The 22,342-nt window shown below is 60.0% G+C and carries 14 protein-coding genes; 2 read left to right on the top strand and 12 right to left on the bottom strand.

Annotated elements, in window-relative coordinates; translation table 11 throughout:
• From AACX99_RS09730 to glgA, 4 genes are read right to left on the bottom strand one after another with little or no spacing between them, the layout of a single operon-like run.
• Nucleotides 1–2,778, bottom strand: coding sequence for a malto-oligosyltrehalose synthase (locus AACX99_RS09730; RefSeq protein WP_339411346.1), 2,778 nt, complete (start codon nucleotides 2,776–2,778; stop codon nucleotides 1–3).
• Nucleotides 2,771–4,831: a 4-alpha-glucanotransferase gene (gene malQ, locus AACX99_RS09725; protein WP_339411344.1), complete on the bottom strand. Its 2,061-nt coding sequence runs from the start codon at nucleotides 4,829–4,831 to the stop codon at nucleotides 2,771–2,773. Before malQ ends, AACX99_RS09730 begins: the two co-directional genes overlap by 8 nt.
• The gene (gene treZ / locus AACX99_RS09720; RefSeq protein ID WP_339411342.1) at nucleotides 4,828–6,582 is read right to left on the bottom strand and encodes a malto-oligosyltrehalose trehalohydrolase; all 1,755 of its coding nucleotides are present in this window, start codon (nucleotides 6,580–6,582) and stop codon (nucleotides 4,828–4,830) included. The genes malQ and treZ overlap by 4 nt, the downstream gene beginning before the upstream one ends.
• Nucleotides 6,582–8,117, bottom strand: coding sequence for a glycogen synthase GlgA (gene glgA, locus AACX99_RS09715; protein WP_445261850.1), 1,536 nt, complete (start codon nucleotides 8,115–8,117; stop codon nucleotides 6,582–6,584). The genes treZ and glgA overlap by 1 nt, the downstream gene beginning before the upstream one ends.
• Nucleotides 8,118–8,643: 526 nt before the next feature.
• Here glgA and katE point away from each other — a divergent pair.
• Nucleotides 8,644–10,776, top strand: coding sequence for a catalase HPII (katE, locus tag AACX99_RS09710; RefSeq protein ID WP_339411478.1), 2,133 nt, complete (start codon nucleotides 8,644–8,646; stop codon nucleotides 10,774–10,776).
• A 10-nt stretch (nucleotides 10,777–10,786) separates the two neighbouring features.
• On the opposite strand, the gene sph is transcribed toward katE, so the two are convergent.
• From sph to AACX99_RS09695, 3 genes are all read right to left on the bottom strand, one after another.
• The gene (gene sph / locus AACX99_RS09705; protein WP_339411340.1) at nucleotides 10,787–12,301 is read right to left on the bottom strand and encodes a sphingomyelin phosphodiesterase; all 1,515 of its coding nucleotides are present in this window, start codon (nucleotides 12,299–12,301) and stop codon (nucleotides 10,787–10,789) included.
• Between the two features lie 133 nt (nucleotides 12,302–12,434).
• Nucleotides 12,435–12,803 (bottom strand): MmcQ/YjbR family DNA-binding protein, encoded by a 369-nt coding sequence (locus tag AACX99_RS09700; protein ID WP_339411339.1) that lies wholly within the window; start codon nucleotides 12,801–12,803, stop codon nucleotides 12,435–12,437.
• An 18-nt stretch (nucleotides 12,804–12,821) separates the two neighbouring features.
• The gene (locus tag AACX99_RS09695) at nucleotides 12,822–13,100 is read right to left on the bottom strand and encodes a peptidylprolyl isomerase (RefSeq protein WP_160014225.1); all 279 of its coding nucleotides are present in this window, start codon (nucleotides 13,098–13,100) and stop codon (nucleotides 12,822–12,824) included.
• Nucleotides 13,101–13,243: 143 nt separating this feature from the next.
• Here AACX99_RS09695 and AACX99_RS09690 point away from each other — a divergent pair, with 143 nt between their 5' ends.
• Entirely contained in the window at nucleotides 13,244–14,473 is a 1,230-nt protein-coding gene (locus AACX99_RS09690; RefSeq protein ID WP_339411337.1) for a PilT/PilU family type 4a pilus ATPase, read from the top strand.
• Between the two features lie 47 nt (nucleotides 14,474–14,520).
• Here AACX99_RS09690 and AACX99_RS09685 read toward each other — a convergent pair whose 3' ends face one another.
• From AACX99_RS09685 to AACX99_RS09665, 5 genes are all read right to left on the bottom strand, one after another.
• Nucleotides 14,521–16,476 carry an acetoacetate--CoA ligase gene (locus AACX99_RS09685; RefSeq protein ID WP_339411335.1) on the bottom strand — a complete coding sequence of 652 codons (1,956 nt, stop codon included), beginning with the start codon at nucleotides 16,474–16,476 and terminating at the stop codon, nucleotides 14,521–14,523.
• Between the two features lie 216 nt (nucleotides 16,477–16,692).
• Complete coding sequence (locus AACX99_RS09680; protein WP_339411333.1) at nucleotides 16,693–17,595, bottom strand: hydroxymethylglutaryl-CoA lyase; 903 nt, start codon at nucleotides 17,593–17,595, stop codon at nucleotides 16,693–16,695.
• Nucleotides 17,596–17,844: 249 nt separating this feature from the next.
• A complete protein-coding gene (locus AACX99_RS09675; protein ID WP_339411331.1) occupies nucleotides 17,845–19,806 on the bottom strand; it encodes an acetyl/propionyl/methylcrotonyl-CoA carboxylase subunit alpha in 1,962 nt (653 codons plus the stop codon).
• The gene (locus tag AACX99_RS09670; protein ID WP_339411330.1) at nucleotides 19,803–20,603 is read right to left on the bottom strand and encodes a gamma-carboxygeranoyl-CoA hydratase; all 801 of its coding nucleotides are present in this window, start codon (nucleotides 20,601–20,603) and stop codon (nucleotides 19,803–19,805) included. Before AACX99_RS09670 ends, AACX99_RS09675 begins: the two co-directional genes overlap by 4 nt.
• 105 nt (nucleotides 20,604–20,708) lie before the next feature.
• Complete coding sequence (locus AACX99_RS09665) at nucleotides 20,709–22,316, bottom strand: carboxyl transferase domain-containing protein (RefSeq protein ID WP_339411329.1); 1,608 nt, start codon at nucleotides 22,314–22,316, stop codon at nucleotides 20,709–20,711.
• Nucleotides 22,317–22,342 lie beyond the last annotated feature (26 nt).

Below are 22,342 nucleotides of genomic sequence, written 5' to 3'. Positions count from 1 at the left end.
CTATGGGTGCTGGGGGCTGCAAAGGACATTGGCGGAAAACTCGGTGAGTAGCTGCGCGACGGGCAGTTGCGCGGCGCCGATGATCTGACAGGGGGATAGGGTGCCCATCAGCGTGCAACCAGAGAGGTCCGGGGGCAGAAGCAGATGGGTGTCGCCCCAACGTTGCGCCGGAATAAGCGGTATTGGGCTGTTGTCCAGCAAGCCTGCCGACAAACGCGGAACCACCACCAGCATGTGCTCTTGCCCGTGGCTGCGGATAAAGGCCAGTACTCGCTCAATATGCTCGCCTTGCACGGCCACTGGCCTGTAGTCACCTCGGCTGAACAGCGCTGGACGATTCTGGCGCAGGCGTAGCAGGCGTTGAATCAGCCACTGCTTGATGCGCCCATCGCGCCAGTGTTCCAGCAGTACGGAGAGGGGCTGAGCGTCGTCCAGCGTGTGCATGCGTGCGGCAAAATCAACCGGACGGCGATTGTCTGGATCGACCAGGCTGAAATCCCAGTATTCACAGCCTTGGTACAGATCAGGCACCCCTGGAGTGGTCAGCCGCAACAGGCACTGCACGAGGCTGTTCAGGGCGCCGCTAGGGGCGATGCTGTTCAGTGTGTCGACTAGGGCGTGGCGCAGTTCGCGTGCCTTGGGGGAGGTCAACAGGCATTCAAGAAAGTCCCGACAGGCGCTTTCGTGCAGCTCATTGGGCGCACTCCAGGCGGTGCTGAGCTTCGCCTCGCGCAAGGCTTTTTCCTGCCATGCGCTCATACGCTGCAGGTAGTTGTGCAGCCCAGGTTCGTCATTAGCCGCCAAGTCGAGGGGCCAACTGCCCAGCAGCGCCTGGTAGAGAATCAGTTCTTCACCTCGGATCGGCACCTCTTGCGCGTCAGCGGGGCGTAGCGACAAAGACAGCTCGCTCCACTGACGAACGCGCTCGCGGTACCAGGGCGCCCGCTCACTGAGCACCGCCAACCGGGCGCGGCTGTCTTCACCGCGCTTGTGGTCATGAGTGGCGGTGCTTAGCAGGTTGTGCGGATGATGTTTGGCGCGCTCAACACAGCTTTGGTGAAAATCGGCGGGTGGGCGGCTGAAGTGCTCGGCGTCAAAGCCGACGTCATAACGCGACAGCAGCACACCGGTGCGGTAAAACGCCGTGTCTTCAACCGCTTTGGCCGCGGCGGGTGAGGTTAACTGCTGAAAGCGCGTGAGCACCTGTGCCCGCAGGGTGCGTCGGCGTCCCGGTGGTAATTCGTACAGTGGCTCGCCGCCAAGCCAGCGTTCCAGATGCTCCAGCAGCGGCCAGTCGGCTTCGGGCAAGGTGGTGCGAGCTTCGCTCTGCGCGCGGCAGAAAATCTGTTGGTCCTGTTCTGAACGCCCGCAGGCCTGGGCATAGGTGCGGTACACCGGGAAGTGCACGATCAACTCGAGCAGGGCCCGGCGTATTGAGCCCAGGGTCAGGTCGCGGGTAGCGATGTCGTTGCGGGCAACCTGGAGCAGGCGCTGCGCCACTTCTTCCAGGTCACCGGCCAGCGAGCCGGTCAAGACCAGACGGCGCGCCTGCAGCACTTCCTCTTGGAATAACCCCGGACGGTTGCTGAGTGCTTGCCACAGTTCGCGTAGCGGTTGTTCGCCGCGTGGGTCGTGTTGCAGCAGTGACACCTGATTCATGAACTCATAGCCGGTGGTGCCAGCCACAGCCCAGTTCAGTGGCAGATGCTCGTCATGGCCGAGGATCTTCTCTACATAGATCGGAAAGAGGCTGCTGGCGCGGTTTGTGCGCAGTTGTTGGATGCGTCGTTGCAGGCGTTTGCAGTAGGTTCGCGGGTTCGCCAGCCCATCAATGTGATCGATGCGCAGGCCATCGATCAGGCCGCGCTCAATCAGCTCAAAAATTTTCGCGTGGGTCTTCTCGAATACCTGTGGGCGTTCCACGCGCAGTCCGGCCAGCTCGTTGATATCGAAGAACCGCCGCCAGTTGATGTCATCGGCGGCGGTGCGCCAGCTGGCGACGCGGTAATGCTGGCGCTCCAGCAGGCGGTGTAGACGTTGCAGGGCTGGATTGTCGCGCAGCCTGTAACGCTCCAGCAGCGCTTCCAATTGGGCACGATGTGCGGGTGTTTGCGCCCATTCAGCGAGTTCGGCGCACAGCGCCTTGGCGCGCTCGCGGGTGCTTGTGTCATTACCGAGCGCGGCAAAGCGCTGCGCCATGCGGGTTAATGCCGGGTTCTCGCTGGCCCCCAGAATGTCGCCATAACTGGGTGGGGTGATGGGCAGGCGATGCTCGAAATGTTCGACATAGAAGCTGCCGCATTGCTCGTCGAAGTGCAGGACAAGGGTTGCGTTGCTCAGTGCCTCGCCATAATCGCTGCGTAGAAACGGCACCAACAGCTGGCCTTCGAGCAGAGGGTCATGGGAGTTCCATTGAATATCGAAGAAGCCGGCGAAGGGGCTGTTTCTGCCCCATTCCAGCACATCCAGCCACCAAGGATTGGCATCACCGCCGACGGCCATATGGTTGGAGACGATATCCAGAATCAGACCCATGCCGTGCTCATGCAGGGCGTCTGCCAACGCAACGAGAGCCGCTTCGCCGCCCAATTCAGGGTTGATCTGGCTCGGGTCGATTACGTCATAACCATGCATCGAGCCGGGGCGAGCGGTGAGCAACGGTGAGGCGTACAGGTGGCTGACGCCCAGTTGTTCGAAGTAGGGAATCAGGCGCTTGGCATCATGCAGGGTGAAGCCCTTGTGAAATTGCAGGCGTAACGTGCTGAGCAGCTCAGTCATCGCTTAATCCCCGACGAGCCGCCGCAAGACGTTCCAGGCGCTGACGGACCAACGGCTGCTCCAGCATTTCGCGTACGGGGAGCGTGTAGCGCCTGCGCCAATTCGGATGCTCGTTGCCGGGCCCCGGCAAATTGGGCTGCTGTTCGGCACCGCAGGCATCCTCCAGCGGTAATAGGGTCAGCACGGCGGGGGTGCTGCCGATGTAACCGATGCTGGCTTGCAAGCAGGCTTCGGTATCATCGCGGTTACCCTGCAGCTGTCCGTTCTCGTCTAGCGCATCGACCAAGGCCGAACGCTCACGGTTGCGTTCGGCGTGATCGCTGTCGAGTTGAGCAGCCTGGCTATGCCCGGCACGTACGCGCCAGTCAATATCGTGTCCGGCAAACCAGCCGTTGATGCTAGGCAAATCATGGGTGGTGGTGGTTGCCAACGCATCGCGTGGCCATCGCTCGGGCGGCACAAAACGTCCCTCATGCTGTTCAAAGAGCAGCACCCGGGTGCCAAGAATGTTGCGTGCGGCCAAGTTTTCGCGCAGCCCATGGGGCACAGTGCCGAGGTCTTCGCCGATGACCAGCGCACGATGACGGTGCGACTCCAGCGCCAGCAGGCGCAGCAAATCATTCAGTGGGTAACGCAGATAGGCGCCATCCTGCGGCTCACCTCCTTGGGGGATAACCCAGAGCCGCTGTAACCCCATGACGTGGTCGATGCGAATGCCACCGGCATGGGCCAGATTGGCTTGAAGCATTTCTATATAGGCACGAAAGCCATGCTGACGTAGTCCGCCGGGAGAAAAGGCGTTCACGCCCCAGTTCTGTCCGTTGCGGTTGAGAACATCTGGAGGTGCGCCCACGGTTACCTGGGGCAGCAGCTCATCTTGCCGAGACCAGGCTTGGCTGCCTGAGCAGTCAGCTCCAACAGCTAGGTCCGCGATCAGGCCGATTTTCATCCCTGCGCCGCAAGCACTTGCCTGAGCCGCTTCCAGGCCATGGGCAACCAGCCATTGGGCGAAGGCGTGAAATTCCACGCACTCGGCATGCTCCGCGGCAAACTGGCTCACGGCTGCCTGCTCGGGAGAGCGCAAATCAGCCGGCCAGGTGCGCCAGTCGGTGCTCTCACCGTTCTGCATTCTGTGTTGATGGATGGCTTCGAAGCGGCAATGCTGCAGGAGAGCATCACCGCCTGCCGCGCAGAACCGCTGGAAGCTATTCAGCAACTCCCCTGGGTTTTGCTTGAAGTCTCTGTACAACTGGCGCAGTAGCCGTTGACGAACTTCGGCAACGGCCGGCCAATTGATCAGGTCTTGGCTTTCCAAGTGATTCAACTCGGCTTGGATACCGCATGCCAACACCGCACGTTGCACCCGCTCGCGGCCCAGTAAACCGCTTGGAGCTGCATGCAAGGCATTGAAGAACAGCCGACTCGACGGCGAGTAGGGGCTGTAGTGCTCATGGTTCGCGCTGAACAGCGCATGCAGCGGGCTCAATGCCAAGGCATCAGCACCCTGGTTGGCAGCATGACGCGCCAGGTCGGCCACGGCCTGGGTATCCCCCAAACCGCCATCGCCGGGCCGGCGCAGGCCATAAACCTGCGCGGTAAGCCCCCATATATGGCGCTTGGCGCATAGCTGCTCAACCGAAAGACAGGCTGCCGGAGCAACCGCGAGGCGATGTTGGTTATCGCCTATTTGCAACTGGTAATAGCCGGGTTGGTCGAGGGCGGGTAGGCGAGCATCGTGATCAAGCTGCCCAGAGCGCATATCCCCCTGCTCATTGGTGAGTAGGTAGGACGTATGGGCGGCAAAGCCATTGAGTGGCAGCGGCTGTCCCAGGTCCTGGATCAACAAGCCGTCAGCAGCCCGTTCGTGGTTCTGCTGAGCCAGTGCAGAGAGGCTGGCGCGAATCTGCTCCGGCGTTTGCGCTTGGTAACCCAGTGCCTCCAGAAGACTGCGCTGTACCTGTGGGCTAACGACGTGGTCGTGGCCAAAAGCATCTGTCCAATCGATGCACAGATTGGCCGATTTCGCCAGCTCGGCAAGCAGCGCATCGCTCATGGCATAAGCTCCAACGTCACCAGCGCGCTGGAACTTGGCAGCAGCCCTTGGCGGTACTCATCATCGTTGGCGCGGTGGGCATACAACCGTTCGACGAGGGGCGGCAGGGGGCCCAGGCGCACTGCCTCATAACCAAAATTCACCGCTATACGCAGTATTTTGCTGTTGCCAATCCGCCAGCTGGCAAGCACCGCGCCATCGCCAAGCACCTGTGTCCCGAGCGTTGAGGCATGTTCCAGCTCTGGCACTATGCGGGTGCGACGAACGTGAAGCAGGCCTTTATAGAACGCGAGCCATTCTTGCTGTCGCGGACGCAGGGCTGGCGCGAAGTCGGGTTGTGACCTGGCGAATGTTGAGTAGGCATTGGGGTCAGGAATTCGTTGCCGCGTCTGCGGGTGAGCAAACTGAGAGAATTCAGCAAACTCGTTGCGTCGCCCATCACATACAGCATTGGCCAGATCGGCGCGGTAATCGGAGAAGAACAGGAACGGACGTCTTGAACCCCATTCCTCACCCATGAACAGCAGCGGCACCATGGGGCACAGCAGTAAGAGCACTGTGGCGGCCTTCAGCGCGTCTGTGTCGGTAATATTGACCAGGCGTTCGCCGAAGGCACGGTTGCCGATTTGGTCGTGGTTCTGCAGGAACAAGACGAAGGCATGCGGCGGTAGGTGCCCGCTGGGCTCACCGCGCGGATGGCCATGCCGGTTGGATTGCCCTTGGTAGACAAAGCCCTGTTCCAGGCAAGTCGCCAGCTTCTGCGTAGGGGTTACCGCGTAGTCGGCGTAATAGCTTTCCTGTTCATCTGTCAGAAGGTGGTGCAGGGTGTTATGCCCATCGTCATTCCATTGCGCAGTGAAACCGTTGCTCAACAGGCTGGCGCTGTTGTTCTCGTTTTCCAGCACCAGATGCACGTGGCGCGATTTGGGTACGGTACGACGAACGCGTGCCGCTAGCTCCAGCAGAAACTCATCATCGTCAATGGCATGGACCGCATCCAGGCGCAAACCATCGATGCGATAGTCCAATAGCCACATCAAGGCATTTTCATAGAAGAACTCCCGCACTGGCGCTTGGCGAAAGTCGATGGCCGCCCCCCAAGGCGTTACGCGGTCCTCGCGGAAAAAACTGTTGGCATATGAACCGAGGTAATTACCCTCCGGGCCGAAGTGGTTATAAACCACGTCGAGAAATACCATCAGCCCGAAATCGTGCGCCTTGTCGATAAGGTGCTTGAGCTGCTCGGGGGTGCCATAGCTGGAGGCCGGGGCAAAAGGCAGGACGCCGTCATAACCCCAATTGCGCTGACCTGGGAATGCTCCAATAGGCATCATCTGCAATACCGTGACACCCAGTTCGGCGAGGTGCGGAAGATGTGCTTCGACCTGCTGAAAGCCCCCGAACAGACCCACATGCAGCTCGTAGATCACCGCTTCACGCCAGGGCCTGCCCTGCCAGTTAGACTGACGCCAGGTGTATGCCGCATGGTCCACCACGCGACTGAAGCCATTCACATCGCCTGCCTGTTGGCGCGAGGCGGGATCGGGTACACGCAGGTGGTCATTGATTACGAAGCGGTAGCAAGTGCCAGGCGGGCAGGCCAGATCGAGGCTGTACCAGCCGTTTTCCTTGGCCTGCATAGGCTGCGGTGCCCGTCCCTGGAGCTCCACTGCTACGCGACTACATGAGGGAGCCCATAGGGTGAAGCGGGTATGCGCATCGTCTAGCCGCTGGGCTCCGTGACTGTACATCAAGGTAATTCCGCCGCGGCGTGGACCTCGTTCAGCAATTGCCGATAGAGGCGGTCATAGGGCTTCACCGACTGTTGCCATAACAAGGGGGCACGCATCGCCCGGCAGCGCATGGCATTAAGCAGCTCGGGGTGTTGATAAATGCTGAGTGCACGGCGTATGGCACCTTGATAGCTATCCACACTGGCCTCGTTAAATAGAAAACCGGTCACGCCATCTTCGATGGTGTCGGCCAAGCCGCCGGTACGTCGGGCAATAGGTAACGAAGCGAAACGCTGGGCATACATCTGGCTGAGGCCGCACGGTTCGAAACGTGAAGGCATCAGTAGAAAGTCGCTGCCCGCGAATATCCGTCGGGCATCTGTTTCGTTAAATCCGATATGCACGCCCACACGGCCCGGATAACGCATAGCCAGTTCTTCCATGGCCGTTTCCAGCTCCGCCTCACCGCGCCCGATTACCGCTAGACGGCCGCCGTTGTTAACGATCTGATCGGCAATCTGTAATGTCAGGTCTATGCCTTTCTGCTGGACCAGGCGGGAAACCACGCCAAACAGCGGGCCGTCTGACGCTAAGCCAAAAAGCTGTTCGACATAGGCTGCGTTGGCCTGTTTGCCCTGCCATTGGTCCATGCTGAAACCTTGAACCAGGTGAGGGTCGCTGGCGGGCTCCCAGGTCGCGTCGATACCGTTAATGATGCCGCTGAGCTGACCTGCCTTCACCTTCGCCTGGAGCATGCCTTCCAGTCCGCAGCCGAAGTCTGCGGTGGTGATTTCCTGAGCATAGGTATGGCTTACCGTCGTGACATGGTTGGCATAGCAGATGCCGGCCTTGAGAAACGACAATTTTCCGTAAAACTCCATCCCCTCCATGCCGCAGGCATCGGCCGGAATGGCTAACTCAGCGCTGCACTGCATGTCACAAATACCTTGATAGGCCAGGTTGTGAATGGTTAGCAGGCTGGGGACTTTGGCTTTGCGCCACGTCATGTAAGCGGGGGCCATGGCGGCCGGCCAGTCATTGGCGTGAACCAGCTCGGGGCGCCAATGTATACCGGCTTGCCCCATCGCTATCTCCGCAGCAGCCAGGCCGAGACTTGCGAAACGGATATGGTTATCCGGCCAGTCGTGGCCCTGTGGATCGCCATAAGGTGACCCCGTACGGTCAAAGAGTGCGGGGTGAAGAAGAACGTAGACAATCAAACCATCGGCAAGGTCGAGACGACCAATCTTGCAAGCAGGCAGCGCAGCAAGGCCTTTTATGTGGCCAACAATTCGCAGGGTGCGGCCGCTTTCAAGGACTTGGCGGTATCCGGGGATCAGCACGCGAATATCATGTTGCGCCGACAGCGCACGTGGTAAAGCGGCCGAAACGTCGCCCAGGCCACCCACCTTGATGAGGTCGGCAAATTCCGAGGTTACGAAAAGAATCCGTCTCTTCGGTGGCTGCAGACTCTCTAAATGCAAAGTTGGCTGAACTGAGGCTGGGATCATGGCATGAAAATGAGTTCTGGCGATTGCTGCAGCATTTCCCATGTCTATCTCCAGTAGTCCGTTGTATTGAAACGTTGCTCTGCCGTTGACCGGCCCTCGCTGAGCAAGGGGAATTGCCACATCGCTATGCTCGGGCGCAATCGCGGTGTTAGAAGTTCACCCCCACCTTATTGATGACGGGGTGCTTGGCAAAAAAGTTCGACTTATTTGTATCGGCGACGAGCGGTTTTGCTGAGTAGGTTTTCATTGATGGAGAGCCGGCCAGCAGCCTGCCCTGACAGGAGCGGCAAGGCCTCTATGTAGCGGGCTGCCGACTCCACTTCGGGCAGGTACTGCCCACCTAGATCAGTCGTTGGGAGTTTGCGCCTCCGGATTAATCCGCCGAATGGGCGGCCTTAGCCAGACAGAATGCGAAAGCCGCAATCGCCAACAGTGACAGCTACCTGAATGGGATGGTGAATCCTGCGGGGGCTGCAGAGAAAATTCAGTTCGAACTTAGCGCAAAGGCGAGTTCTCCAAATTTGCAGTGTGCTGTGACGCGCTCTGCAGAGAACAAGGAGCTGCCCTGATGAAAGACAAATCTGTGCAAGACACTTCCACCAGCCAACTGGCGGGAACCGACACCCTTGATCGCGGTAATCGCAATGCCAAGCTCGATCAGCTAGACGCCTTCCGTGAAGATGCGACTGGCCAGGCGCTGACAACCAATACTGGCACCCGTATTGCGGATAACCAGAACAGCCTGCGGGCGGGGGAGCGTGGCCCCTCGTTGCTGGAAGATTTCATCCTGCGGGAAAAAATTACGCATTTTGACCATGAGCGAATCCCTGAGCGTGTAGTGCATGCGCGCGGCGCTGCTGCTCATGGTTATTTTGAAGTGACTGATCCTGTCGAGGACCTCAGCTGCGCCTCTTTTTTACGTGAGGCAGGTAAACGCACCCCGGTTTTCGTGCGCTTTTCCACCGTGCAGGGACCCAGAGGCTCTGCAGACACAGTCCGTGATGTGCGCGGGTTCGCCGTAAAGTTTTATACCGATGAGGGCAACTTCGATCTGGTCGGTAATAACATGCCAGTGTTCTTCATCCAGGACGCCATCAAGTTCCCGGACTTCGTTCATGCCGTCAAACCTGAACCACACAATGAAATCCCTACCGGGGCCTCCGCTCACGATACCTTCTGGGATTTTGTTTCCCTGACCCCTGAGTCGGCGCACATGGTGCTCTGGACCATGTCTGATCGGGCGATTCCAATTGCCTATCGCGCGATGCAGGGCTTCGGTGTGCACAGCTTCCGGTTAGTCAATGCTGAAGGCGAGAGCCACCTGGTGAAATTCCACTGGCGGCCCAAGGCCGGGGTCTGTTCCCTGGTATGGGATGAAGCGCAAAAACTGGCAGGCAAGGACCCGGACTTCCATCGGCGTGGTTTGTGGGAAGACATCGAAAACGGCAACTATCCGGAGTGGGAGTTGGGGCTTCAGGTGATGGATGAAGCAGACCAGCAGCGCCTCGGCTTCGATCTGCTCGACCCGACCAAGCTGGTGCCCGAGGAGTTGGTGCCGGTGCGCATCGTGGGGCGCTTGGTACTTAACCGTAACCCGGATAATTTTTTTGCCGAGACCGAGCAGGCGGCGTTCCATGTGGGCAATATCGTGCCGGGCATCGACTTCAGTAATGATCCATTGATGCAGGGGCGCTTATTTTCTTACACCGACACGCAGCTGTTGCGCCTCGGTGGGCCGAATTTCAACGAGTTGCCGATCAACCGACCACTTTGCCCCTTTCACAACAATCAACGTGATGCGCCACACCGCCAGCAAGTCAGCCGGGGCAGGGCGTCTTACGAGCCAAACTCGATTGATGGCAATTGGCCGCGCGAAACACCGCCTGCGGCGCAGCAAGGTGGTTTCAGTTCATACCCCGAGCCGACGCAGGGCAACAAGGTACGTGTGCGCTCGGCCAGCTTCGCTGACCACTTTTCTCAGGCCACGCTGTTCTGGCGCAGCATGAGCCCCCCGGAGCAGGAGCACATCATCGCCGCCTATAGCTTCGAACTGTCGAAAGTGGAGCGTCCCCATATCCGCGAACGTCAGGTAAAGGACATCCTGCAGAATATTGATCCGATTCTGGCCAGCCGTGTTGCTGAAAACCTCGGCCTAGAGCTACCCGCTGGCACGTCAAACGCCCCCCAGCAAAGCTCGCCAGCACTGAGTCAGTCCAATCTATTGCCCGACGATATTGCAGGGCGTCGCGTGGCCATTGTGCTTGCGCCGGGCTGCGATGCCGATGAGGTCGCGAGCCTAATGCATGCCCTGAAAAGCGCGGGAGCGTTTGCCAAACTGATAGGGCCGTCCCTGGCCCCGGTTAAAGCGAGCAATGGCATGCCCTTGCAACCTAACGGCACTTTCGCCACCGACCCCTCGATTACCGTGGATGCTGTTTTCGTAACTCGGGGGGCAGAGGTCGTACACGTACTGCAGCAGAACGGAACTGCTACCCACTACCTGCTGGAAGCTTACAAACACTTGAAGCCACTTGCCTTTAGCGGGGAGTCAGCAGGCCTGGCCTCCGCTCTGGGGCTTAAGGAAGATGCGGGGCTCGTGGTCGGTGATCGTTTTGATCCACTGTTCGCCAGTTTTGAAGCTGCACTCAGGCAGCATCGGATCTGGGCACGAGAGAAGCTTGCCGAGCAGATTCCAGCCTGAGCACAGCAAATCAATAGTGCAACTGCCCGCTCCAGTCCGGGTAATGCGCATGGCGCTTGAAGAGCACGCGGAACTGTTCGGCGTTGGCCGCTGAACTGCTCCAGAGGTACAGGTGCTCTTTCCAACTGCCGGAGGCCCAGTTCTGCAGGTAGTAGTCACTGCCGCGCACGGTGTCGCGGTCGCGCAGGCGAATGGTGTTGCCATCCTTGAGGCAGCCGCTGTTGTTGGGCAGTTCAATGCGCAGCTGGTTGGATGAGTCACCTGCCTTCATGTAATAGGCGTAGTTACCGCCGCCACCGCCCAGCCACCAGTTGAGCCAATAGCCGGGGTGGCGACGTGATTCGACTTCAATGTAGTCGCCACTGCGAATGCAGAAACTCTCCGGGTGGTACCAGTTGCGCAGGCTGAACAGGCTTTCCGGCTCCAGGCCGTTACCGTTGATCTTCACCCAGTCGTTGGCCTTGCTGCTGCCGGCGCGCAGGGTTTTGCCGGTGGTGGTGCTTTGCAAGACCACCTCGCCATAGAGGTTCTGTTGCGGTTTGCTGGCGCGGGTTGGCGTTGTGCTGTCAGCATGGGTAAAGCCGGCCACCGGCGAGTGATCGGAGTAGTCCTGAAATTGCCAGGTCGCACCCGCCAGGTTGACTGTCCAGCGCGGCGCAGGGGTATCCAAGGCCTGGTTATGCCAGAACGGCAGTTGCCGGTGGTTGCGCGAGACGAAGATGTAATCCAGGTATTCCGGGGCATGGTTGGGGTATTGGTAGTTGGCGATGCCGTTGCGCTGGGTATCAAAAGTGGTGTCGCTGCCGGCATAGCTGTCAGGGGCGTTGACCTGCAGACGCGCGAGCATGTCGTGGTACTCGCTACTGTCCTTGATGACGTTGAAGTCGCCGCCAATAAACACCAGCTCATCGAGGCTAATGCCTCGCGCGTTGATGAAGTTTTGCAGCTCATCAAACTGGCTGGCACGTACCGCTGTGCCTTTGCCATCCGGGCAGCCGGTATCTGCCGCCTGTGCATGGGTGCCGATGATATGCACGGCCTGGCCATTGCGATTGAGTTTGACGTAGACGAAGCCTTTGTTGGACAGGTAATCCGCCCCACAACCCTGGCTGTAGACATATTGCACGCGTTGTTCGATGGGCCAGCGGCTGACGATGGCTACGCCGCCGTCTTCCGGTGTGGTGTCCGAGTAGGCGCCTAGGGTCGCATCCCAGCCTGTGCGGCTGCGACCGAGCACGGGGGTCTGGAACGGGTACTGGCTCTGCAAACCATTGAGCAGAATATTCGACGCCGGGTTATCGAACAGCTCGTTGAGAATGACGGCATCCTGGCCCTGGATATACGCCGCCTCAGCGATTAACGCCGCGCGCTGTTGTTGGCCCCAACCCGGTTTTATCGTGCTGGGCAGCAGGAACACGTTATGTGCTAGCAGTTTGAACTGCTCATCCGGGCTTGCCTGGGCAAAGGTCGGGGCGGATAGGGCAAGCGTACTGAAACACAGCAGTGGCAACAGGCATCGATGCATGGGGTGGCCTCCGGGTAGGGGAATGGCCAGTCTTCCAGTCACCGTTAACCGCGAAAATGATCGAAAGGTGGGTGGGCTAGACCAGCGCCAGCGCAGTCTGCATTGAGCGGGTTACAGCGGCATGACGCGGCTGTTACGAATCCGCTGCTGGCGGGTCGAGCAGCAGGGCCAGCTTAAGGCGTTTGGGCAGTTTGGCCACAACCAGCTGATGGGAGCGCGTCAACAGCTCGCGCAGTTCGCCATCGCCCAGCGGGTAAGGCGCGGCCATGCTGATCCAGCGTGCACGGGCCAGATAAGGGGCCGGGCGGATGCCTGGGCGATCGCAATAGCCGAGGAACAAGTCAGCATCAACCTTGAAGGCCAAGCCGTCATGGCTACCGAGGTGGAACAAGGCAAACATCTTGCTTTCGGCCACCGAGAACACCCGCACGCCGCCCCATTTGCTGTCCTCACGGACACCCGGCAGGCTTAGGCAGAACGCGGCAATTTGCTCGAGGGTCATACCCGATAAACTCCTGTTTTATTCGCGGTAGAAAACCTGCACCAGATGGTAGCCAAACTGGCTTTTCACTGGGCCGTGGACTTCACGTACCGGCTTTTTGAAAATTACCTGATCAATGGCGCGCACCATCTGGCCAGGGCGCACCTCACCCAGATCGCCGCCTTTCTTGCCGGAGGGACAGGTCGAGTACTTGCGCGCCAGCACGTCAAACGCCTCGCCGGCGGCTATACGTTTTTTCAGCGCGGCGGCTTCTGCTTCGGTTTTCACCAGAATATGGCGGGCCATTGCCTTCGGCATGACAGGTTCCTCGGAATTCAATCGGCATATTGTGCCAGTATTTTCAGCCGCTTAGCGCTTGAGCCGGGCAAGCTCCGATTTTCTCGGGAGTGATGCGTAATCTTGGCCTAACGTAATAAATCCAACTCGCGGGAAATCTCGTTATGGACCTCAATGCCATGCTGAAAATCCTGTCCAGCCAGGACGGGTCCGACCTTTATCTTTCTACCGGTGCGCCGCCCTGTGCCAAGTTCAATGGCGTGCTCAAGGCGCTCAGCGCTGACCCGCTCAAGGCCGGGGAAGTGGCAGCCATTGCTGATTCGGTGATGGACAGCGCGCAACGGGAGGAATTCGAACGTGAGCTGGAGATGAACCTGGCGATTTCCATTCCCAGCGTCGGGCGTTTTCGCATCAACATCTTCAAGCAGCGCAACGAAGTGTCGATCGTTGCGCGCAATATCAAGATGGATATTCCCAAGTTTGAAGACCTCAAACTGCCGGAAGTACTGCTCAAGACGGTGATGGAAAAACGCGGGCTGGTGCTGTTTGTCGGTGGTACCGGCTCTGGCAAGTCGACTTCCCTGGCGGCGCTGATCGATTACCGCAACCGCAACAGCGGCGGCCATATCATCACCATCGAAGACCCGGTGGAATATGTGCACAAGCACAAGAAGTCGATCATCAATCAGCGTGAGGTCGGTGTGGATACCCGCAGCTTTCACGCTGCGCTGAAAAACACCCTGCGCCAGGCCCCGGACGTGATTCTGATCGGCGAGATCCGCGACCGCGAGACTATGGAGCATGCCCTGGCCTTTGCTGACACCGGTCACCTGGCAATCTCCACGCTGCATGCGAACAACGCCAACCAGGCGCTGGATCGCATCATCAATTTCTTCCCGGAAGACCGCCGCCCGCAACTGCTCAATGACCTGGGCAACAACCTCAAGGCGTTCGTTTCGCAGCGCCTGGTCAAGACCATCGACGGCAAGCGCCGGGCGGCAGTGGAAGTGCTATTGGGTACGCCAACCATCCGTGATTTGATCAAGCGTAACGAGCTTCACGAGATCAAAGAGATCATGGAAAAGTCGAAAAACCTTGGCATGCAGACCTTCGATCAAGCACTGATCGACCTGGTAAACGATGGTTCGATTGATGAAGAAGAAGCGGTGAAAAACGCCGATTCGGCGAACAACGTGCGGCTCAAGCTAAAACTTTATCGCGAGAGCCCAGCCGCCCCGGTGCAGGCCGCAGCGGCGCCAACACCGGCGCCCGTTGCTGCCGCTCCGCGCCCGGCAGCGCCTGCTGCTTCGGCCGGTGAATGGGGGTTGGAGTTGAAGCTGGAAGATATTGAAGAAGAGCAGTTGCCAGAGGACCCAGGGCGCAAAGGCATTTGATCACTAGCACCAACAAGTTTGTGCGCGGGGCGGCGGGTTTGGTTGCTTTAATTCCGTAATTCGGCCAGGTTGCGATACAGCTCCAGCGCCTGCGGATTGGCCAGGGCGTCGGTGTTTTTCACCGGCTTGCCGTGCACCACGTTGCGCACCGCCAATTCGACGATCTTGCCGCTGATGGTGCGCGGGATATCCGCCACGGCGATGATCTTCGCTGGTACATGGCGCGGTGTGGTGTTGGCGCGGATCACCTGGCGAATCTGCGTTTGCAGTTCGTCGGTCAGTTCGACGCCCTCGCGCAGGCGTACAAATAGCACCACCCGCACATCGTCGTCCCACTCCTGGCCGATGGCGATGGACTCCAGCACGGCTTCGACCTTTTCCACCTGGCGGTAGATCTCGGCGGTGCCGATACGCACGCCGCCGGGGTTGAGCACCGCGTCCGAGCGGCCATGAATCACCAGGCCGCCGTGGGCGGTGACCTCGGCGTAATCGCCGTGGGCCCAGATGCCGGGGAAGGTCTCGAAATAAGCTGCCTGGAACTTGCTGCCATCGGCATCCTTCCAGAAGCCAATCGGCATTGACGGGAAATGCTGCGCACAGACCAGTTCGCCTTTCTCACCTGTTACCGGGTTGCCTGCGTCATTCCACACCTGCACGTCCATACCTAAACCCTTGCACTGCAGTTCGCCGCGCCACACCGGTAGCACCGGGTTACCCAGGGCAAAGCAGGAAACGATATCGGTGCCGCCAGAGATCGACGACAGACAGACATCGGCTTTGATCTCGCGGTAGACATACTCGAAGCTTTCATGGGACAGCGGTGAACCGGTCGATAAAATCGCTTTGAGTCTTTGCAACTGGTGGGTTTGCCCTGGTTTGGCCCCGGCCTTCTCCAGCGCCGCAAGAAACTTGGCGCTGGTGCCGAATATGCTGATGTTCTCCGCGTCGATCAGGTCGATCAGGCGCTCGGCACCCGGATGGAAGGGCGAGCCGTCAAATAGTACCAGTGTGGTACCCAGGGCCAAGCCGGAAACCAGCCAATTCCACATCATCCAGCCGCAGGTGGTGTAGTAGAACAGGGTGTCGTCGGCATGCAAATCGGTGTGCAGACCGAGTTCCTTGACGTGCTGTAACAGGGTGCCGCCAGTGCCATGCACGATGCACTTGGGCACGCCGGTGGTGCCGCTGGAATAGAGGATATACAGCGGGTGATCGAACGGCACCTGGGTGAATTCCGGCTCGTCGCCAGCCTGGTAGAAGTCCTGCCATAGCGCGATCTTGGCCGCCGAATGGAAGTCGGCGGCTTTGGCCTGGGCATTGGAGTAGGGCACCACAATCAGCTGTTCGAGCGAGGGCAGACGTTCGAGGATTTCATTGAGCTTGGCGGTCAAGTCCAGGTTCTTGCCCGCATAGCGGTAACCGGCGGCGGCGATCAGCACCTTGGGTTCGATCTGGCCGAAGCGGTCGATCACGCCCTGGGTGCCGAAGTCCGGCGAGCAGCTCGACCAGGTCGCGCCCAGGCTGCTGGCGGCGAGCATGCCGACCAGGGTTTGCCAGGTATTGGGCATAAAGGCCGCCACCCGGTCGCCGCTGGCCACGCCGGCATCACGCAGGCTTTTCTGCAAGCCGGCAACATGGGAGGCCAGTTCGGCATAGCTCAGTTGCTCGCGCGAACCGTCCTCGCCAATGGCCACCAGGGCAGGGTGGTTATCGCGGCGGCGCAACAAGTGTTCGGCAAAGTTCAGCGTTGCACCGGGAAACCAGTGGGCGCTGGGCATGGCGCTGGCTTCCTGCAGCGTTGCTTCGGGCTGCACGCTAAAGCGCACGTCGAAGAACTCGACAATCGCCTGCCAGAAGGCCTCACGCTGCGCCACGCTCCAGGCGTGCAGGGCGGGGTAGTCGGCCAGTTGCAGGCTGTGGCGCTGATTGACGAAGCGGCGGAAGCTGTCCATCCGCGTTGCCGCGATACGTTCGGCAGAAGGCGTCCACAGGGGCTGTCGCATGTTGGTTCCTCGAATTCTTGTAATGCCAGAGCGAGTGGCTGGCTTATTCCGGCAAGCCTACTGACTGGATGCAGGTTTGCGGCGGCGTACTGAGAGATAGTCCTGACCGACAACGGCTGCGGCTGTAGCCGTTGTGCACCGCCACCAGGCAGTGGGCCGCGGGCCTGAATGCGGCACTTTACAGTGCGTAAATAAAACTATACGCACGACCTGCAACTAGGTGCTGGCTAGCCTGGCCCGTGCCACCCGCGAACCATTAGGCTTGCCCAATACCGCACAAATACGCTGGCCGGCAGCGATCAGCCGGTCCATATCGATGCCAGTTTCAATGCCCAGGCCGCTAAGCAGATACAGCACGTCTTCGGTTGCGACATTGCCGGTTGCGCCTTTGGCATACGGGCAGCCACCCAGTCCAGCGACCGAGCTGTCGAATACGCTGATGCCTTCTAAGAGGCTGGCGTAGATATTGGCCAAAGCTTGGCCGTAGGTATCGTGGAAGTGTCCAGCCAGCAGGTTGCGTGGTACCTCGCGGCCAACCACGTTAAATAAGTGCCGGGTTGCGCCAGCGGTGCCGGCACCGATGGTGTCACCCAACGACACTTCATAGCAGCCCATGGCGTACAGCTCGCGGGCTACGCTGGCGACCTGCTCGGGCGGCACAGAACCGTCATAGGGGCAGCCCAGTACGCAGGAGACATAGCCGCGTACGCGCACATCATGCTGCTTGGCGGCGGCCATCAATGGCACAAAGCGCTCAAGGCTTTCGCCGATCGAGCAGTTGATATTCTTCTGCGAGAAGGCCTCGCTGGCTGCGGCAAACACTGCGACTTCCTTGACTCCGGCTGACAGCGCGTCTTCGAAACCTTTCAGGTTGGGCGCCAGGGCCGCGTAGGTGATGCCCGGCAGCTGCTGGATCTGCGCAAACACCTCCGCACTGCCCGCCATTTGCGGCACCCACTTGGGCGAGACAAAGCTGCCCACCTCGATATAGCCCAAGCCGGCAGCAGACAGGTCATCGACCAGGCGCACCTTGTCGGCCACGCTGATCGGCTGCTTCTCATTCTGCAAACCGTCACGCGGACCGACTTCGACCAGGCGGACTTGTTTGGGTAGGTTCATCGTTGCCTCGTTGTTTATTTCGATGGGTATCGTGCTGCTCAACCCATCCTACGTTGCTTGAGATTCGGGTAGTTGTAGGGTGGATGTCGCTTTATACATCCACCATGGCCATTCGCTGTGAATGCCTTGGTGGACATTAAAGGCGATGTCCACCCTACGCGTTGTCTGTAGGAGGGGCCTTGGCCGCGAGCCTTTAACGCGCGTCGCGGCTAAACCCCTCCCACGGGTGTCATTAACATGCATCGTCGTTTATTCGTTGGCTTCGGTGAGCTCTACCAATACGGCCCCTTCGCTGACCATCTCACCTTCAGCGCAGTACAGCGCCTTGACCGTACCGGCATGGGCCGCGCGGATACTGTGTTCCATCTTCATCGCTTCTAGCACCACCAGCGCAGTGCCGGCTTCGATCTGCTGGCCGACCTCGACCAGCACGCGCACGATACTGCCGTTCATCGGTGCCGTCAGGCCGCCGTGATGCTGATGGCTGGCTTCGACTTCGGCAATCGGGTCGACGCGCTGGATGCTGCGCAGATCGCCTGCGTAGTGCAGATAGAGGCTGTTACCTCGGCGAATAGCCAGATGCTGCTGACGCAGGCCGTCGTTCTCTACCTGCAGAACCTCGCCTTGCAGTTGTACGGTAGAAACCGAGGCATGGCGTAGGCGTACCACTTGACGCTCGTTTTGGCAGGTCAGATGCAGGTCAGTTTCCGCCGGCAGCCCCAGACGCAGGCCGTTATTGCGCGACCAGGGTGAATGGTAATCGTCGTGGCGCTGCAGTGGCGCTTCGCTCTGCGCAAAGGCTTCGGCGGCCAATTGCCAGAATTCGGCGGGCAATTCACTCACTGGCGGCAGCAGTTGCGCTTCGTGGCGGGGAATAAAACCGGTATCCAGTTCCGCATTGGCAAAGGCTGGATGGGCCAGTACGCGGGTAAGAAAGGCCAGGTTGGTTCTAACCCCGCCGACGCATGTTTCCTTGAGCATGGCCAGCAGGCGCAGGCGCGCCTCTTCGCGGTTTTCGCCCCAGGCGATCAGCTTGCCGAGCATGGGGTCATAGAAGGGCGAGACTTCATCGCCTTCGCTGACGCCGCTATCGACACGGCGACCTGCGCCGGCGTTGGCTTCGCGGTACAGCGCCAAGGTGCCGGTGGCAGGCAGAAAGTCATTGTCCGGGTCTTCGGCATACAGCCGCACTTCAATGGCGTGGCCAATCAGCGGCACCTGCTCCTGAGTGATCGGCAGCGCTTCACCACGGGCCACGCGGATCTGCCAGGCCACCAGATCGAGACCAGTGATCAGCTCGGTAACCGGGTGTTCGACCTGCAGGCGGGTGTTCATCTCCATAAAGAAGAAGTCGCCGCGCTCATCCAGCAAAAACTCCACGGTGCCGGCGCCGACATAACCGATAGCCTGGGCGGCCTTGACTGCAGCCTCGCCCATGGCGCGGCGCAGCCCGGCTGACAGGCCGGGAGCAGGGGCTTCTTCGACGACCTTCTGGTGCCGACGCTGGATCGAGCAGTCGCGCTCATTCAGGTACAGGCAGTTGCCGTGCGAGTCGGCGAATACCTGGATTTCTACATGGCGCGGCTTGAGTACGTATTTTTCCACCAGCATGCGCGAGTCACCGAACGATGACTGTGCTTCGCGCTGGGCGCTGGCCAGGGCCTCGACCAGCTCGCTTTCGCGCTCGACCACTTTCATGCCCTTGCCGCCACCGCCGGCCGCCGCCTTGAGCAGCACCGGGTAGCCGATTGTGTTTGAGGCGCTGCGGAAGGTTTCCACATCCTGTGCTTCGCCGTGATAACCCGGCACCAGCGGCACGCCGGCGGCCTCCATCAGTGCCTTGGCTGCGGACTTGCTGCCCATGGCGTCGATGGCTGAGGCGGGCGGACCGAGAAAGATCAAACCGGCGGTTTCGATGGCACGGGCAAAGCCGGCGTTTTCCGACAGAAAGCCATAACCAGGATGGATCGCCTGGGCTCCGCTGGCCTTGGCCGCAGCGATCAGTGCGTCGATCCGCAGGTAGCTGTCTGCCGGCTTGGCGCCGCCCAGATTCACCGCCAGATCGGCTTCGCGTACATGGCGCGCGTTGGCGTCGATGGCGCTGTGCACCGCCACGGTCTTGATGCCCATGGCTTTGGCCGTGCGCATCACCCGGCAGGCGATTTCACCACGGTTGGCCACCAGCAGGGTGTCGATAGGCTTAAGGCTCATGCTTGTGGCTCCTGCCAGGCGGGCGGACGTTTATCCAGAAAGGCACGTAGACCTTCCTGACCTTCGGGGCTAACGCGGATACGGGCAATCGCGTTCTCGGTATAACGGCGCAGCGCCGGAGTCAGCACGCCGCTGCCGACTTCGCGCAGCAGATCCTTGCTGGCGAGCATCGCCTGCGGGCTATTGAGCAGCAGGTTGTCGACCCAGGTGTTTACCGCGTCATCGAGTTGGTCTGCCGGGTAGCATTCGGCAAACAGCTCCAGCTCCTGGGCCTGCTGACCGCTAAAGCGCTCGGCAGTCAGGGCATAACGACGGGCCGCGCGTTCACCAATCGCTTGTACGACGAAAGGGCTGATCACCGCCGGGGCCAGGCCGATGCGCACTTCGGACAGGCACAGCTGGGCGTCAACGCTGCCGATGGCCATATCGCAGCAGCTGATCAAACCCAGCGCGCCGCCAAAGGCCGCGCCTTGCACCACGGCCAGGGTGGGGATCTTCAGCTGATACAGGTTATGCATCAGCTCGGCCAATTCGCGTGAGTCGGCGAGGTTAGCGTTGTAGTCCAGGGTCGCCGCGTGCTGCATCCAGGCCAGGTCGGCGCCGGCGGAGAAGTGCTTGCCACGGCCGCGCAGCAGCAGGAAGCGCAGGGTTTTGTCGGCCATCACCGCGTCGAGAGCGAGAATCAGCTCGCGAATCATCTCAGCGTTAAAGGCGTTGTTTTTGTCGGCGCGATTGAGCCAAAGCGTAGCGAAACCGCGTGGGTCTTTTGCTAGTTCGATGGTGCTGAAATCAGTCATCACTCGGTCCTGGGGTAGGGTGGAAGACGCTTTTCTCTTCCACCATCAGCGGCGAATTGGGTGGATGGATAAAACGCCAGCTACGCGCCCCGATCCACCCTACGGTCACATACGAAATACGCCGAACTGGGTCGGCTCGATCGGCGCGTTAAGGCTGGCGGACAACGCCAGACCTAATATTTCGCGGGTTTGCGCCGGGTCAATCACACCGTCGTCCCACAGCCGCGCACTGGAGTAGTAGGGGTGACCCTGGCGCTCGTACTGCTCGAAGATCGGCTGTTTGAGCGCTGCTTCATCCTCAGCGGAGAAGTTTTGCCCGACGCGGGCAGCCTGTTCGTGTTTGACCTGCACCAGCACGCCGGCGGCCTGTTCGGCGCCCATCACGCCGATCCGTGCATTCGGCCACATCCACAGAAAGCGTGGATCATAGGCGCGGCCGCACATGCCGTAGTTACCGGCACCGAAGCTGCCGCCGATGATCACGGTGAACTTCGGCACTTTGGCGCAGGCCACCGCGTTGACCAGCTTGGCCCCGTGCTTGGCGATGCCGCCGGCTTCGTATTTCTGCCCGACCATAAAGCCGGTGATGTTCTGCAAAAACACCAGGGGAATACCGCGCTGGCAGGCCAACTCGATAAAGTGCGCGCCTTTCTGGGCAGACTCCGCGAACAAGATCCCGTTATTGGCGAGAATCGCCACTGGATAGCCGTGGATATGCGCAAAACCGCATACCAGGGTTGCGCCAAACAGCGCCTTGAATTCATCAAATACGCTGCCATCGACGGTGCGGGCGATCACTTCACGCACATCAAAGGGCTGCTTGGCGTCCGCCGGAATCACCCCGTACAGCTCTTCGCTGCTGTACAGCGGGTTGATCGGCGTGCGGTTGTTAAGTACGCCGAGCTTGCGCCAGTTGAGATTGCTGATGCTGCGCCGGGCCAGAGCCAGAGCATGCTCATCGTTGTCGGCGTAATGGTCAGCCACGCCGCTGGTCTTGCAGTGCACGTCGGCACCGCCGAGGTCTTCGGCGCTGACCACTTCACCAGTGGCGGCTTTTACCAGCGGCGGGCCGGCGAGAAAGATGGTCGCCTGATTGCGCACCATGATGGCTTCATCGGCCATGGCCGGCACATAGGCGCCGCCAGCGGTACAGGAACCCATGACCACGGCAATCTGCGGGATGCCCATGGCCGACATATTGGCCTGATTAAAGAAGATTCGGCCGAAGTGCTCGCGGTCCGGGAATACCTCATCCTGTCGCGGCAGGTTGGCGCCGCCGGAGTCCACCAGGTAGATGCAGGGCAGGCGGTTCTGCTGGGCGATGGTTTGCGCGCGCAAGTGCTTTTTCACCGTTAGCGGGTAGTAGCTGCCGCCTTTTACCGTGGCGTCGTTGGCCACGATCATGCATTCCACGCCCTCGACCCGGCCGATACCGGCCACTACCCCAGCCGCTGGCACCTCTTCGCCATACACCTCATGGGCGGCCAGTTGGCCGATTTCGAGGAAGGGCGAGCCGATATCCAGCAGGCGGTTGATCCGTTCCCGTGGCAGCAGCTTGCCGCGCGAGGTGTGACGCTCCTGCGCCTTGGCGCCGCCGCCTTCGTGAACGCGGGCGAGCAGGGCGCGTAGGTCGTTGACTTGGGCAAGCATTGCCGCGCTATTGGCGGCAAACTCCGGCGAACGGGTGTTGATCTGGGTGTGCAGGATGGCCATCAATGACTCCGATACCGTAATCCGTA

The organism is Pseudomonas sp. EA_35y_Pfl2_R5 (assembly GCF_963970805.1).
Lineage (GTDB): Bacteria > Pseudomonadota > Gammaproteobacteria > Pseudomonadales > Pseudomonadaceae > Aquipseudomonas.
This window is presented reverse-complemented; position numbering and strand designations above follow the sequence as displayed.